This window comes from Gallibacterium genomosp. 3, from assembly GCF_001678475.1.
GTDB lineage: Bacteria > Pseudomonadota > Gammaproteobacteria > Enterobacterales > Pasteurellaceae > Gallibacterium > Gallibacterium faecale.
Map to the genome: position 1 here is coordinate 131,661 of NZ_JTJR01000011.1, position 12,955 is coordinate 144,615.

The window sequence follows — 12,955 nt, forward strand, 5'->3', positions numbered from 1 at the left end:
CATTGATTCAAATAAAATAATTATGCAAAATATTAGCATAATTAATCACTATTTTATGAAATTATGCTAAAAACACTCATCATTGGTGCGAGCGGCTACACAGGGGCTGAACTCGCAAACATTCTTGTCAAACACCCTAATTTTGAACTTTGTGGGCTATATGTTTCGGCAAATAGTCTGGATAAAGATAAACCTATTTCAGAGATTTATCCACAACTAAAACGTGTGGTTGATTTGGTATTGCAGCCTTTACCAGAAGATTTAACCATGCTTGCTCAGATGGCGGATTGTGTCTTTTTAGCAACGGCACATGAAGTAAGTCATCAACTTGCCCCAGTATTCCTTGCACATAATTGTAAAGTGTTTGATTTATCTGGAGCATATCGTGTCAATCAAGCGGAGTTTTATACTAAATTTTATGGCTTTGAACATCAATATCCTGACTTGTTGGAGAAAGCGGTTTATGGTTTGGCAGAATGGAATGAAGCGCTGATCCAACAGTCAGACCTGATTGCGGTTGCTGGTTGTTATCCAACAGTATCTCAACTTTGTTTAAAACCATTAATTGTGAATGATTTATTAGACGAAGTCCAAGTTCCTGTTATTAATGCGGTGAGTGGTGTGAGTGGTGCTGGACGTAAAGCGAGTTTAACCTCCAGTTTTTGTGAAGTGAGTTTAAATCCGTATGGTGTATTTACTCATCGCCATCAACCAGAAATTGCCACTCATTTAGGACGAGAAGTAATTTTTACCCCGCATTTGGGCAATTTTAAACGTGGGATTTTGGCAACCATTACTGCAAAATTAAAAGCAGGCGTTACCGCAGAACAGGTAAAACAAGCTTTTGCTCAAGCTTATACCGATAAACCGTTAGTACGGGTTTATGATAAAGGCTTCCCAAGTATCAAAGCAGTAGAATTTACCCCTTATTGTGATATTGCGTTTGCGGTACAAGATCAACACATTATTGTGGTGGGGGCAGAAGATAACTTATTAAAAGGTGCGGCAGCACAAGCAGTGCAATGTGCGAATATTCGTTATGGCTTTAATCCAACCTTAGGCTTGATTTAACAATGAAACCATTAATTATTAAAGTTGGCGGTGCGTTATTAGATACACCGCAAGCGATGGAAAACTTACTTACGACCTTAGCTAAATTTAAACAAACACAACAACGTGAAATTGTTATTGTGCATGGTGGCGGCTGTATTGTTGATGAATTAATGCAACGTTTGCAGTTACCTGTCCGCAAAAAGCAGGGATTACGTGTTACTCCGCCTGATCAAGTGGAAATTATTGCTGGTGCATTAGCAGGTATAGCGAATAAAAAATTAGTAGCAACGGCAAAAGTGGCTGGATTAAATGCAGTTGGTATTAGTTTAGGTGACGGCGATTTAACCATAGCGACACAGCTTGATCCTGAGTTAGGTCATGTTGCAAAAGTTTCACCAGCACAACAAACATTATTAACCAGCTTATTAGAAAGTGGTTTTTTACCGATCATCAGTTCTATTGCGATTGATCCAGCAGGGCGTCTAATGAATGTTAATGCAGATCAGGCTGCAACAGCGATTGCAACATTATTGCAAGGTGATTTAGTGATGCTTTCTGATGTTGATGGTGTCTTAGATAAACAAAAAAATCTGATCCCAGCGTTAAATTCATCACAAATTCAGCAATTAATAGATGATCAAGTTATTACAGATGGTATGATTGTCAAAGTTGAAGCAGCACTGATCGCTGCACAAGCATTAAATCAACCAGTAGAGATTGCAAATTGGAAGAAACCAGAAAAGCTGGCTGATTTATTTGCAGGTCAATGTATTGGTACAAGAATTCAGCCTTAATTAACAAGGCTTTGGTTTAAATTAACTTCCGCCATTTAGTGGCGGTTTCATTTTTTATTGAGGTAATTATGGCACTTTGGGGCGGTCGTTTTACACAAGCGGCAGATCAACGTTTTAAAACCTTTAATGACTCATTGCGTTTTGACTATCGTTTGGCACAGCAGGATATTGATGGTTCGATTGGCTGGTCAAAGGCATTAGTTAGCGTCAATGTATTTACGGCAGCAGAACAAAAACAAGTTGAAGCCGCATTGCTTGAATTGAAAGAAAGCGTAGCAAATAACCCTGAAATGATTTTGCAAGATGATGCAGAAGATATCCACAGTTGGGTTGAAAGTAAACTAATTGAGAAAGTCGGTGATCTTGGTAAAAAACTCCATACAGGACGTAGCCGTAACGATCAGGTCGCTTTAGATATTAAATTATGGTGTAAACAAGAAATTACTTCACTGCAACAAGCAATCCGCCATTTACAAAGCCAACTGATTTTTACCGCAGAAAATCATCAAAATACTGTGATGCCTGGTTATACCCATTTACAACGGGCACAACCTGTTTCGTTTGCACATTGGTGTATGGCTTATTTTGAGATGTTAGAACGTGATTATTCACGTTTAGCAGATGCTTATCGCCGTTTGGATACCTGTCCTTTAGGTTCTGGGGCGTTGGCTGGTACTGCATATGCAGTAGATCGTGAACAATTAGCGAAAGATTTAGGCTTTACCCGTGCAACACGTAATAGTTTGGATAGTGTGTCTGATCGTGACCATATTATTGAACTGTTAGCTACTGCATCATTAAGTATGGTACATCTTTCTCGTTATGCTGAAGATTTAATTATCTTTAATAGCGGCGAAGCAAACTTCCTTGAACTTTCGGATCGAGTAACATCTGGTTCATCGTTAATGCCACAAAAGAAAAACCCTGATGCGTGCGAATTAATTCGTGGTAAAGCAGGGCGAGTTATTGGCGCATTGAATGGAATGTTAGTAACGGTCAAAGGCTTACCACTTGCTTATAACAAAGATATGCAAGAGGACAAAGAGGGTATCTTTGATGCTTTAGATACTTGGCACGCTTGCTTGGATATGGCGGCATTAGTGTTAGAAGATATTAAAGTCCACCACGAAAAAACACGTAATGCAGCGTTAAAAGGCTACTCTAATGCGACAGAATTAGCAGATTATCTCGTAGCAAAAGGTGTTCCATTCCGTGATTCTCACCATATTGTTGGTGAAGCAGTGGTTTATGCAATTAGTAAATCAAAAGCACTAGAAGAGTTACGTGTTGATGAATTTAAACGCTTTAGTGATGTTATCAGCGAAGATGTTTACGCGATTCTTTCATTAGAATCTTGTTTGAATAAACGTTGTGCAAAAGGTGGCGTATCACCACAACGCGTTGCAGAAGCGATTGCAGAAGCGAAGCAGTTGATTAAGTAACGTTTTTTATAGAAAAGAAAAAAAGAAAGTGTAGTGTGGATGTCCACACTACACTTTTTTGTCCTCTAAAATACATCATTATTTTTTAGTTATATGTGTTTTAGAAGCGTCTTGACATAATTCACTCATTGTTTCGAGGTTTTGTTTAAATTGGCGACAACGAGAACAAAGTGTTAAATGTAGTTTAAGTTGAATCGTTTCATTCAACGCTAATTTTCTTTCTTTCGCTTGTGATAATAAAAAACTGGCTTGTTTACAACTATACATTAGTGTTTCTCCACCCCTTTTTTAATTAAGCAATCTTGCAATTTTAGTCTGGCACGATAGAGCAACACATTTAAATTTGATGTGCTAATTTCTTCATGCACACAGATTTCATCAGAACTAAATTCCATAAATTCACGCATCATAAATACCCGAGATTGCTGTTGTGGTAATCGATCTAAACAACATTGGAGAATTGTCCAAAATTCCTGATGATTAATCAGTAAGTTTGCTTTATTAATCGGTTTTGGCGTAAAGCGAACATCCCAGTGATCTGTTTGATCAAAAAAGTGGTCTTCGGTGGCTTCTTCGTTTGCTTGTTGATCACTGTGTAATAGGTAACGTTGTTGTTCCCGTAATAGATCAATAATTTTATTTTTTAAAATAGTGAAAAACCACGTTTTAAAACTAGCTCGCTGCTCAAATTGTTCTAGCTTATTTAAGGCAATATAAAAGGTTTCTTGTACGGCATCTTCTGCGAGGTGTTCATCTTTTAATTGTATGGTAGCAAATTTTAGCATTTTACTATGGAGCTCATTAAGCTCTTGAGTAGAGAATAATGCCTTCCTATTATATTCCATGATATCCCTCATCAACGTAATTACAACTTCATTTTTGCTAATTAAAAATTTTTTAAAAAAAGTTGTAAGAAAAAACTGCTAACTCCGTCTAATTATAAGATTAGGAAAAACTAATCTTGTGTGGTGATAAAAATCGCTGTGTATTTAATCATTTTTTATTTTTTATTAAAAGGAAATCTTATGTCAATTTCAAAAAAAGTAGCCGTTTCATTAGCATTAACTTCAGCATTAGTTACAGCAACTAGCCTTAGCGTACAAGCTGAACCAAAAGAAAAATGTTTTGGGGTAGCGCTTAAAGGACAAAATGACTGTGCTGCAGGCCCTGGAACAAGCTGTGCAGGAAGCTCAACTCGTGATTATCAAGGTAATGCATGGAAATTAGTGCCAGCAGGAACTTGCTTAAAAACTGAATCAAAAACCTCTGATACTGGATTTGGTAAGTTAGAAGCATTTGAAGAAAAAGCTTAATTAATAAAATAATCAAAAAATAAGCCTGCAATTTTGCAGGCTTTGGAGAATTTTATGGGGTGTCAAAAGGTAATTTCTGGTGCGGGTATAGGGCTGAAAATAGAACATTTTGAGTTAATCTTACAGCAACCAGATTATGTGGATTTTGTAGAAATCCATGCAGAAAACTATATGGTTCCTGGTGGTGCAATGCATCACTATTTACAACGTATTTGTGATATTTATCCATTATCTTTACATGGTGTGGGATTATCAATTGGAAGTGATGCTGCGTTAGATGAAGAACATATTGACCGCTTGAAAGTATTGATTGATCGCTATCAACCGCAGCTTTTTTCTGAACATCTTGCTTGGTCAAGTCATGGGGTGAATTTTTATAATGATTTATTGCCGTTAGCTTATACCAATAAAAAACTGAATCAGGTATGTGAGCATATTGATCATTTACAACATCGCTTACAACGCCAAATGTTATTGGAGAACCCTTCAACATATGTAGAGTTTTCTGCAAATGAAATGGAAGAAACAGAATTTATTAGTGAAGTGGTGAAAAGAACGGGATGTGGCTTATTACTAGATGTGAATAACGTGTATGTTTCTGCTGTTAATCATCAGCGTGATCCTTATGCTTACTTACAACAGTTACCATTATCAGCGGTTCAGCAAATGCATATTGCTGGGTATAGCGAAGATCAAGATGCCAATGGCGAACGTTTACTGATTGATAGCCATTCAGAGCAAGTTTCTAGTGAAGTATGGCAATTATATTTATTTACTTTGGGATTAATTGGTACAAAACCAACTTTATTAGAACGTGATAACAATATTCCTGCTTTTAGTGAATTACAAAAAGACTTGTATCAAATTCAACAAGCGCAACAACGTTATAGTCAGGGAGCAAAATAATGAAACAAACCGCTTTTATAGAAGCAATTTTTCACGATGATCTTGCTTTCCTGCCACAAATTAAAAGTAGAACAGGAATAGATATAAAAAGCCGTTTTAGCGTTTACCGTAATAATATTTTTTCTTCTTTAATTAATGCGTTAGGAATGACATTTAATGTCACTCATCAGTTAGTTGGTGATGAATTTTTTCAAGCTATGGCACGCTGTTATTTACAAGAATCGCCGCCTACATCACGGATTCTTGCCTATTATGGTGAAACTTTTCCACAATTTATTGCAAATTTTCCACCAGCCCAATCAGTCCCTTATTTAGCGGATGTTGCAAGATTGGAATATTTAAGAGTGCAATCTTTCCATGCTGAAGATAGCGAAGCAATTGCTAGTGAACAACTAATAGCATTATTACAAGATAATGATGTTGCCGAATATCAATTACAGCTAGCGCCGAGTTTATTATTATTTTCTTCTCGCTATGCAGCGGTAAGTTTATGGGAAGCACATCAAATTGAACGAGATTTACAGCAAATTAACTTAGAACAGAGCGAATATGCAGCGATCTTACGTGAAAACTATGAAGTTGGTGTATTACAGATCCCGCAGTGGTTATATTGTTTTTTAACAGTGTTAAAGCAAGGAAAAACGTTATATCAAGCGATAATGGAGATTAACTCTTTTGCTGAGGCAGATCTCACACAAGCTTGGCAATTTCTGATTGAAAATAAGTTAATTGTTGGAGTGAAACGATGAATAATCATTATTTACAATGGTTTGAAAAAGTCCCTTATAGTGTGATTGCCCTGCTAGCGAGGATTGCATTAGCGAGTATATTTTGGTTATCAGCACAAACTAAAACAGAAACGTTTGTGTTTAATTTGCTTACGATGTCATTTCAGTTTGGATTACCTGTACCGAGTGATACTGCTGTTTTCTTATTTCAAAATGAATATAGCTTACCATTGATTAATCCTAATATTGCAGCGTGGATAACCCTTTATGCGGAACATCTTTTTGCAGCGTTATTACTATTAGGGCTTGCAACACGTTTTGCGGCGTTAGGGCTGTTCGTTATGACATTAGTGATTCAATTCTTTGTGTATCCTGATGCCTATGCATTACATTTCAGTTGGATGGTGATGCAACTACTACTAATAAAATATGGTAGTGGCGTTGTGGCATTAGATTATTACCTATTTAAACGAAGATACGATTTACCATAAAGATATAAATTCTGTCGGGAGTAGAGCGGGTATTCAAAATAGGGTTATTGGTAAATTTTTATTTGATTATTGATAATCTTAATTAAACAGTAATGATTACATTGGGCTATTTGATTATGGATAGCTCAAAGTTTATTGATAGGGATTATGATTGATGAATTAATATATCCGCACTAATTCCCATTTTTTGGTTAATATTCCTAATCATATTTTAGCGTTAAAGGACGGGTTTTATTAAAAACTTCATATACTCTGTTAGGTTTACCGATAATATTTTCTAAATCTTTAATCTCTAGCCCTTGTTGTTCCATTCTAAACTTAATCGCCTCTATAGGATCAGGTGGATCTATTTGATAATGCTTATCTTCGTAAGTTTCGATTAAAGTAAGCAGGACATCAAAATAATCCCGTTGTTTTTCTGTCATTTGCTCTAAATCAAAGTAAGGTTCAATATTAAGTAATGCCTCTTGGTAATCCGCTTCGGTTTTAATTGGTTTAATATTCATATATTCCCCCTACAATTCCACATTATTAGCGTTGATATTGTCATATTCTTTATGTGTCCCTATGAACTTGATATAAATTGCTCCCATTTGAAAAGCAATCGCAACAATTAAGCGGTATTCATTAAATACTACACGGCGATTTTTTAATATACTTGCATTGCGATACTGGGCTTTTATATCGTGAACACTTTGTCAGTTTGCTTTTTTAGCTTCCGAAAACCAGGCTTTTAAAGGTTGTTCTGTTACTGGGTGCTTATGATAGTAAGTAATTAATTTAGCTGTTGAGATAATTCTTATCCTTCCTTATCCTTAGGTTTTTTGCTTTATTGTGTCCCATCTTTGGACTAAATCAATTATTATCTATCAACTAAAACCATCAAAGCATATCTATAATTAATAGACATAAACTCAATCTTTACCATTTTCATAGGACAAAATGATCTTAAAATAGAATAATTTTTGTTTGTTTATTAATCTGATTTATTATTATGTTATTGATATTGTTATAAACATATTTTTTATTGTCCTAATTGTCCTATAAAAAATACTCTCCTAATAGGAAACCTTTTAAATTAAAAATGAATGAAAAAGTCAATAAAATAACTGGCTTTGGAAGTGGTTTACACAAACGGTTTAGGCGCAATGCCCTCTATTAAAAAAGGGAAACAATCAGAAACGTGGAATTACAACGATTGGCGGAGGTCATGGGAGTTGAATTTAACAATTAACATATTGATTTATAAAGATATTAATTTTTAACACCTCATTTTCTAGTACATTTTCTAGTACAATTATTCAAAGTGACCTCTATTTATGTTTATTTTTTAATCCATTTATACCTACATTCAATAGATATGCAATTTTGCACATCAATAAAAGCCAGTAGAAACTGTAATAGCGATAATCTGGAGTTCCAGGGGCGGTTGCTTGAGGTTTTTCACTGAACTTTTTACCCGCCCTATACATTAAAAGGTACTCCTGAGGGGATAGCCTTTCCACGGGGTTACGGACTCGCGGTTTTTGGCAATTTTTTGCATTTCTAGGCATCATCATCTTTCTATTAAAAGCTATTTATCTGGGTGATCGTATTTAGTGTTTTTATAGCTGTTTTACTTGCCCGGTAAGAGTTTATAGGGTGATCAATTAAAGGTTAATTATACAAATTTGATACCGCTCAAACTGCGAAATGAAAATGTTAATTTGCATGGGGTTTTATTGGTGGATCTGATACTTCTTTCTTGCTTCTGTTAAAGATGCACCCTAGCCGATAATTTTCCTAGATACCATTTTAAACTGTCAATTTGTAGCTGGCTTGTTTTTAGAGTTTCACTGGTCGCATTATCTGCGATTTCTAAAACTTTGTCTACGTAGTACTCCTCCCTGCATTTTATTGCTTGCTTGTAACGTTGGCTAAACTCGGGGTATTTATTCAGCCAGCGGAACACAGTAGATTTATTCGGCATATCTGAATTTTTGCAAATACTTCTTAAGCTCAAGCCGCTTTCTATTTTCTCGCAAATGTAACGAGCAGTCTTTAGGTTATAAATTGTTGGTCTTGTCATAAGTTATCTATTACGGTGCTTTATTCGCTGTTTTTTTATGAATTAATGTCAAGTTTTTATAGTGGATCTGATTGCTGTCATTCAACAAATACGCCGTTATAATTAGATTAACCTTGCTTGCTTTGCTATAACAAGCTGTAAAGCCCTTGATAGCGTTTTACCGCCTTTAATGTCTGCAAGGGTTATTCTTGGTGTTGGTGTTGATTTTGGTTCTGTTTCTGGCTTATCTTTGCAATATAAATCACTTCGCCATGTTCTGCCCTGATAGCGTGGCAAGACTTCGCCTCGTTTTTGTATTTCTGCCTTCTCTCGCTCAATTAATTCCACCACCTCATAATGATTTAATAAATCACTTGCTCTTGCTCTTAGTGTGTGGGGCTTCATTCGCTCGGCTCGTTCTTTGCCTAATACGTGTATTAATGCTTTATTTGCCTTGCCTGTGCGGGCGTAAGTAATGGCAAACTGCGCTCTAATTGCTCTACCGTACATATTGCGTTACTCCCTGCGTGGTTGGTTTAAAAACTACTCTTTTTATAGAGTCCGTAATTTCTGCATTTTCTTTTTCTATCCACAATGCTTTTTTACATTCTGCTTTATTTGGTCTTTTTGTAAGATTTTACCTATCAAAAATCCACCATCAAAAAACAGCAAAAAAATTTTTTTATATATATTAGCAAAAAACTGTAGTCCAATTAGTCCAATAGTCCAATTTCTTATTTTTCAATAGCTTAAGTTCGATTTTTTGGACTAATTTGCTTTTTTAAATTAGTCCAATTAGTCCAAAAATAGTCCAAAACAAAAAATAAATAGAAAAAATTTTAGTCCAAAACACCCTTATTTTAGTCCAAAACACCCTTATTTTAGTCCAAAATGCCCTTATTTTAGTCCAATTTTTGTTTATTTATTAATCTATTTTTATCTTATGTTATTGATATTATTATAAACGTATTTTTTATTGGACTAATTGGACTATAAAAAAACACTCTCCTAATATGTAAGATTTTAGTTAGTTAATACCAACAAAAAAAGCCAACCTAGTTAAGTAGATTGGCTTGATTTACTGATTGGCAAAAACTATCAAAATAAGGCTGTTTTTACTCTCCTATTTCTTCGCTATCTGGTTCTATAAGTGGAAACAACATATAGCACCTGGTCCGCTTAGTGTCGATTTTATGCGGTAATCTTACTAACCACTTGTAAGCACCCTCTCCTCTTTTTAACATTCCCTTGTCTGCTAATATCTGGCAAGCCTGTTCTTTTGAATTGCCGTTAATCGCTTCATTAAAGGCTAATGGGTACAGATAAAAGAACTCTTCCTTGTTGTTATCTGTGATCAACATTCGATAGCCTGCGATATTATTAATCGGGGCTTGATTGGTTGGTGGATAAGTAATAAATCGGCTTTCTGCATTAGCTAATAACCACCCATTCACCTGCTCAATAACTTGTTTTTCTTCTCGGCTATGTAACCCAAAGATGTTTACCCATTCATTAAAACAGTGTAGTAAGGCTTCCGCATTTTCTGCTTCACTCCATTGTGTGAGGTGGTGGGCTAGCTGTAAAGCCGTTTCTAATACCGCAAATCGGTTCGCTACTCGTTGCACCTGTGAGCTAACATCTTTAGGTAAACGTTGTAACCATTTCGCTTTGATGGCTTGATAGGTGCTATCTAGTTCATTTTGATGGTCGGTTATCCATTCCACCCATTCCCGACCGATAACACCATAATTGAGCTTACTTGCGTGGTTTAAGTGGTCAGCGTGAGCTTTGCCATTGCCAAACTGATAAAATTGCTTAGCGGGCGAAATAGGGACATTCAGCAAGCGGACTAATTGCCCTGCATTGGTTTTAATGCCTGCTTGCGATAAATAGCCCTCTAAGTCTATTTCCCCTGTCGAGAACGCCATAATCCGCCAGCGTGAAAGTTCTCGATTTCCGCCCTCCTTTGCACCTTGAATCTTACCTACTCCATTAAATAAAGCGTAGGCGGTTTGTTCGATATGCTTTTTATTTGCACCTTGACCGATTTCGTCCATCACTAAAAAACCATCATTACGTGCGGCGGCTTCATTTGTCAAACCTAAGGACGTGGCGCTCCAGCTTACCCTTGTGATTTCGGGGTGTCCATAAATGCTATTGGCGATATTAGCGGTTGTGGTTTTCCCTGATGTTGATCCACCGAATAAATGTACCCCAAAACTATCGGCGTTTAGGTGGTGGATTAATGGTGCTGATAAAGCAACTGCAACCCCTAACATCATTGACGGATTACCCCTTACATATTGGGCAATTTCTTTCTGCCAACTGGCTAATGTACCTTTAGTATCATATCCACTAAAACTAGAGGATTGACTACGGAATAAAACTGGCGTTTCAGGGTGTCCTATCACTTCACCATTAGGCAAGATATACGCCCCATTTTGCCATCCTGTGGCGTGAGTAATCGTCCATAAGGTACGATTTCCCGCATTTTGCAAATAATCGGCGAGTTCGTTCTTTAGTGCGGTATTTGTTGTTACTTTTAAGCCTCGATTTTTTAATGTTCGCCAGCCTTCACGCTCTCCTACATCACCCAATGGCAAGGCTTCCACCACCTTTTGATGACTTCCCTCAAGTTGCCACTGTAACACTAAATAGCTTTCGTTTTCACTGCGTCCGATACCTATCACGTCCACCACATCAGAAAGCCATTGTACTCGCTCGTTTATTTCGCCAGTATCTTTATCTAGCTTCGGAATAATGCGATATAAGCCCCTTTTCCCGCTTTCTGTGCGTTCTTCGATATAAGGTAATAAATTATCTTTATCAGACTTAACTGTCGTTGCTATGGCTTCTTGTGTGATGATTTCGGCTACAGTATCGCCTTTCCTGGTGCGTTCAATATAGTCGCTTAAATCTTTCACCAGTTCACCAATATTATTTTTAATGGCGACAACTTCGGCTTTGGTATGTTTAGCGAGATTTAACGCTACTGCGGTTATCTGGTCATCTGTGAGATTACCACATTTAAAAATATCAATATATTTCTTCTCTTTCGGTGCAATTCGCAGAATATTAATGTCATTTATCTGCTTTTCACCTAAGATAACTGGTTTTTCCGTGTAGTCTGTACCGATAGCCTCGGCAAGGAGCTTCCACCCCTCGCCATTACCATTATTCCACATCTGCCACGCTTCCGATCCAGCCAATACCGTTAAAGCGTCGTATGGCTCGCTATTTTGCTCTTTTAAGAAAGGGGCGTTAGTAAGTTTCATCATTGCCTCCTAAAAAGTAATGACTAAGGCTAATATCATTTAATGGCTTTGTGATTGGTTGTAAGAAAGGAAACACAATAGAATAGCTTTTTAAGACGCTTTTCGCTTCTTTCTCACTTTCCACCACCGCAAGCAAAAATTCCTTATTCAATCCCCCAATTTCAATCGTTGAAATTATTGCAATACCTTTATTTGGCATTGTCTTAATCTCTAATATTTCTCCTGTTTTGCGGTAGTGTTCCGCTTGGTAGGCTTTTGCTTGTAATTCACTGGTTGCAATTTTTTCAATGATATTAAGGCTTAATTCTGCTGTGATTGGTAATTCACAAACTAGCTTGTAATAATTCATTGTTGCCCCCTTATCGCTTGGCTTTCCATTCGCTCATTTTCTAGCGTTTCAATGTCTTTAATTACATCGTTAAAGTAATGAATTAAATATTTGCTACTGTGTTTAAACGCCTTGATTTTTGCTTTCTGTGCGTGAGTTAGTGTTATTGGGAGTAAATCCGCCATCACTTCAAGCCCTTGAATAAGCCCATCTCGTAATTGCTGGCTTTCTTTTTTCATCTGAACTTTGTGATGAAAGTCATTAGGATAATTATCAAAACAACGGCGGTTAGCTTGTTTGATAAGTTCTCTTTGGCGTTTCCATTGTGGATAAAGGGGGAGTTTATTCATCATTACCCCCTTGATGTGATTGATCGGTATTAAGTGTGATAGCTTGATATAAATCCATTAATGCGCCATCACTAAGCAATCTAAAGCCATGAATCAGCGTTAAATCACTATCATTATATTGGCTTTCTATGTGGGTTCTTAGGAGATAAATTAATGCTTCTACTTCATAAAAGCGGGCTAGCATTTGATTTTGCTTGAAATTTTGTGATGCAGTGAAACTAGACATTG

The 12,955-nt window shown here is 36.6% G+C and carries 16 protein-coding genes and 1 pseudogene; 7 read left to right on the forward strand and 10 right to left on the reverse strand.

Translation table 11 applies throughout. The features are described from left to right. Positions 1-63 precede the first annotated feature (63 nt). The 3 genes from argC (at position 64) to argH (ending at position 3,289) form a co-directional block, all read left to right on the forward strand. Positions 64-1,071, forward strand: a complete 1,008-nt coding sequence (gene argC / locus QV06_RS03430; protein ID WP_065236953.1) for an N-acetyl-gamma-glutamyl-phosphate reductase — start codon at positions 64-66, stop codon at positions 1,069-1,071. Positions 1,072-1,073: 2 nt separating this feature from the next. Beyond that, positions 1,074-1,847 (forward strand): acetylglutamate kinase, encoded by a 774-nt coding sequence (gene argB / locus QV06_RS03435; protein WP_065236954.1) that lies wholly within the window; start codon positions 1,074-1,076, stop codon positions 1,845-1,847. 68 nt (positions 1,848-1,915) lie between these two features. Then, positions 1,916-3,289, forward strand: coding sequence for an argininosuccinate lyase (argH, locus tag QV06_RS03440; protein WP_065236955.1), 1,374 nt, complete (start codon positions 1,916-1,918; stop codon positions 3,287-3,289). A gap of 78 nt (positions 3,290-3,367) precedes the next feature. On the opposite strand, the gene QV06_RS03445 is transcribed toward argH, so the two are convergent. Beyond that, positions 3,368-3,556 (reverse strand): hypothetical protein, encoded by a 189-nt coding sequence (locus QV06_RS03445; RefSeq protein WP_065236956.1) that lies wholly within the window; start codon positions 3,554-3,556, stop codon positions 3,368-3,370. Beyond that, the gene (locus tag QV06_RS03450; RefSeq protein WP_348536854.1) at positions 3,556-4,146 is read right to left on the reverse strand and encodes a sigma-70 family RNA polymerase sigma factor; all 591 of its coding nucleotides are present in this window, start codon (positions 4,144-4,146) and stop codon (positions 3,556-3,558) included. Before QV06_RS03450 ends, QV06_RS03445 begins: the two co-directional genes overlap by 1 nt. 168 nt (positions 4,147-4,314) lie before the next feature. Between QV06_RS03450 and QV06_RS03455 the strand changes: the two genes are divergently transcribed. The 4 genes from QV06_RS03455 to QV06_RS03470 are packed head-to-tail and all read left to right on the forward strand — an operon-like array spanning position 4,315 to position 6,727. Further along, positions 4,315-4,602, forward strand: coding sequence for a BufA1 family periplasmic bufferin-type metallophore (locus tag QV06_RS03455; protein WP_065236958.1), 288 nt, complete (start codon positions 4,315-4,317; stop codon positions 4,600-4,602). A gap of 54 nt (positions 4,603-4,656) precedes the next feature. Beyond that, the gene (gene bufB / locus QV06_RS03460) at positions 4,657-5,508 is read left to right on the forward strand and encodes an MNIO family bufferin maturase (RefSeq protein WP_065236959.1); all 852 of its coding nucleotides are present in this window, start codon (positions 4,657-4,659) and stop codon (positions 5,506-5,508) included. Continuing rightward, positions 5,508-6,257 (forward strand): HvfC/BufC N-terminal domain-containing protein, encoded by a 750-nt coding sequence (locus tag QV06_RS03465; RefSeq protein ID WP_065236960.1) that lies wholly within the window; start codon positions 5,508-5,510, stop codon positions 6,255-6,257. Before bufB ends, QV06_RS03465 begins: the two co-directional genes overlap by 1 nt. Continuing rightward, entirely contained in the window at positions 6,254-6,727 is a 474-nt protein-coding gene (locus tag QV06_RS03470; RefSeq protein WP_065236961.1) for a DoxX family protein, read from the forward strand. The genes QV06_RS03465 and QV06_RS03470 overlap by 4 nt, the downstream gene beginning before the upstream one ends. Before the next feature lie 200 nt (positions 6,728-6,927). On the opposite strand, the gene QV06_RS11900 is transcribed toward QV06_RS03470, so the two are convergent. The 8 genes and pseudogenes from QV06_RS11900 to QV06_RS03510 all read right to left on the reverse strand — a co-directional run bounded on the left by QV06_RS11900 (position 6,928) and on the right by QV06_RS03510 (position 12,953). Continuing rightward, the gene (locus QV06_RS11900) at positions 6,928-7,233 is read right to left on the reverse strand and encodes a helix-turn-helix domain-containing protein (protein ID WP_245174234.1); all 306 of its coding nucleotides are present in this window, start codon (positions 7,231-7,233) and stop codon (positions 6,928-6,930) included. Positions 7,234-7,242: 9 nt separating this feature from the next. Beyond that, positions 7,243-7,413: pseudogene (locus QV06_RS11905) on the reverse strand (type II toxin-antitoxin system HigB family toxin); the annotation flags it as partial. A 1,067-nt stretch (positions 7,414-8,480) separates the two neighbouring features. Next, entirely contained in the window at positions 8,481-8,795 is a 315-nt protein-coding gene (locus QV06_RS03485; RefSeq protein WP_156541936.1) for a hypothetical protein, read from the reverse strand. 102 nt (positions 8,796-8,897) lie between these two features. Next, complete coding sequence (locus tag QV06_RS03490) at positions 8,898-9,284, reverse strand: hypothetical protein (protein ID WP_065236964.1); 387 nt, start codon at positions 9,282-9,284, stop codon at positions 8,898-8,900. A 605-nt stretch (positions 9,285-9,889) separates the two neighbouring features. Next, a complete protein-coding gene (locus QV06_RS03495) occupies positions 9,890-12,052 on the reverse strand; it encodes a DUF927 domain-containing protein (protein ID WP_065236965.1) in 2,163 nt (720 codons plus the stop codon). Further along, positions 12,036-12,398: a hypothetical protein gene (locus QV06_RS03500; protein ID WP_065236966.1), complete on the reverse strand. Its 363-nt coding sequence runs from the start codon at positions 12,396-12,398 to the stop codon at positions 12,036-12,038. Before QV06_RS03500 ends, QV06_RS03495 begins: the two co-directional genes overlap by 17 nt. Further along, entirely contained in the window at positions 12,395-12,730 is a 336-nt protein-coding gene (locus tag QV06_RS03505; RefSeq protein ID WP_156541939.1) for a hypothetical protein, read from the reverse strand. The genes QV06_RS03500 and QV06_RS03505 overlap by 4 nt, the downstream gene beginning before the upstream one ends. Continuing rightward, on the reverse strand, positions 12,720-12,953 hold the full coding sequence (locus QV06_RS03510; protein ID WP_065236968.1) for a hypothetical protein: 234 nt from the start codon (positions 12,951-12,953) through the stop codon (positions 12,720-12,722). The genes QV06_RS03505 and QV06_RS03510 overlap by 11 nt, the downstream gene beginning before the upstream one ends. Between the last annotated feature and the right edge of the window lie 2 nt (positions 12,954-12,955).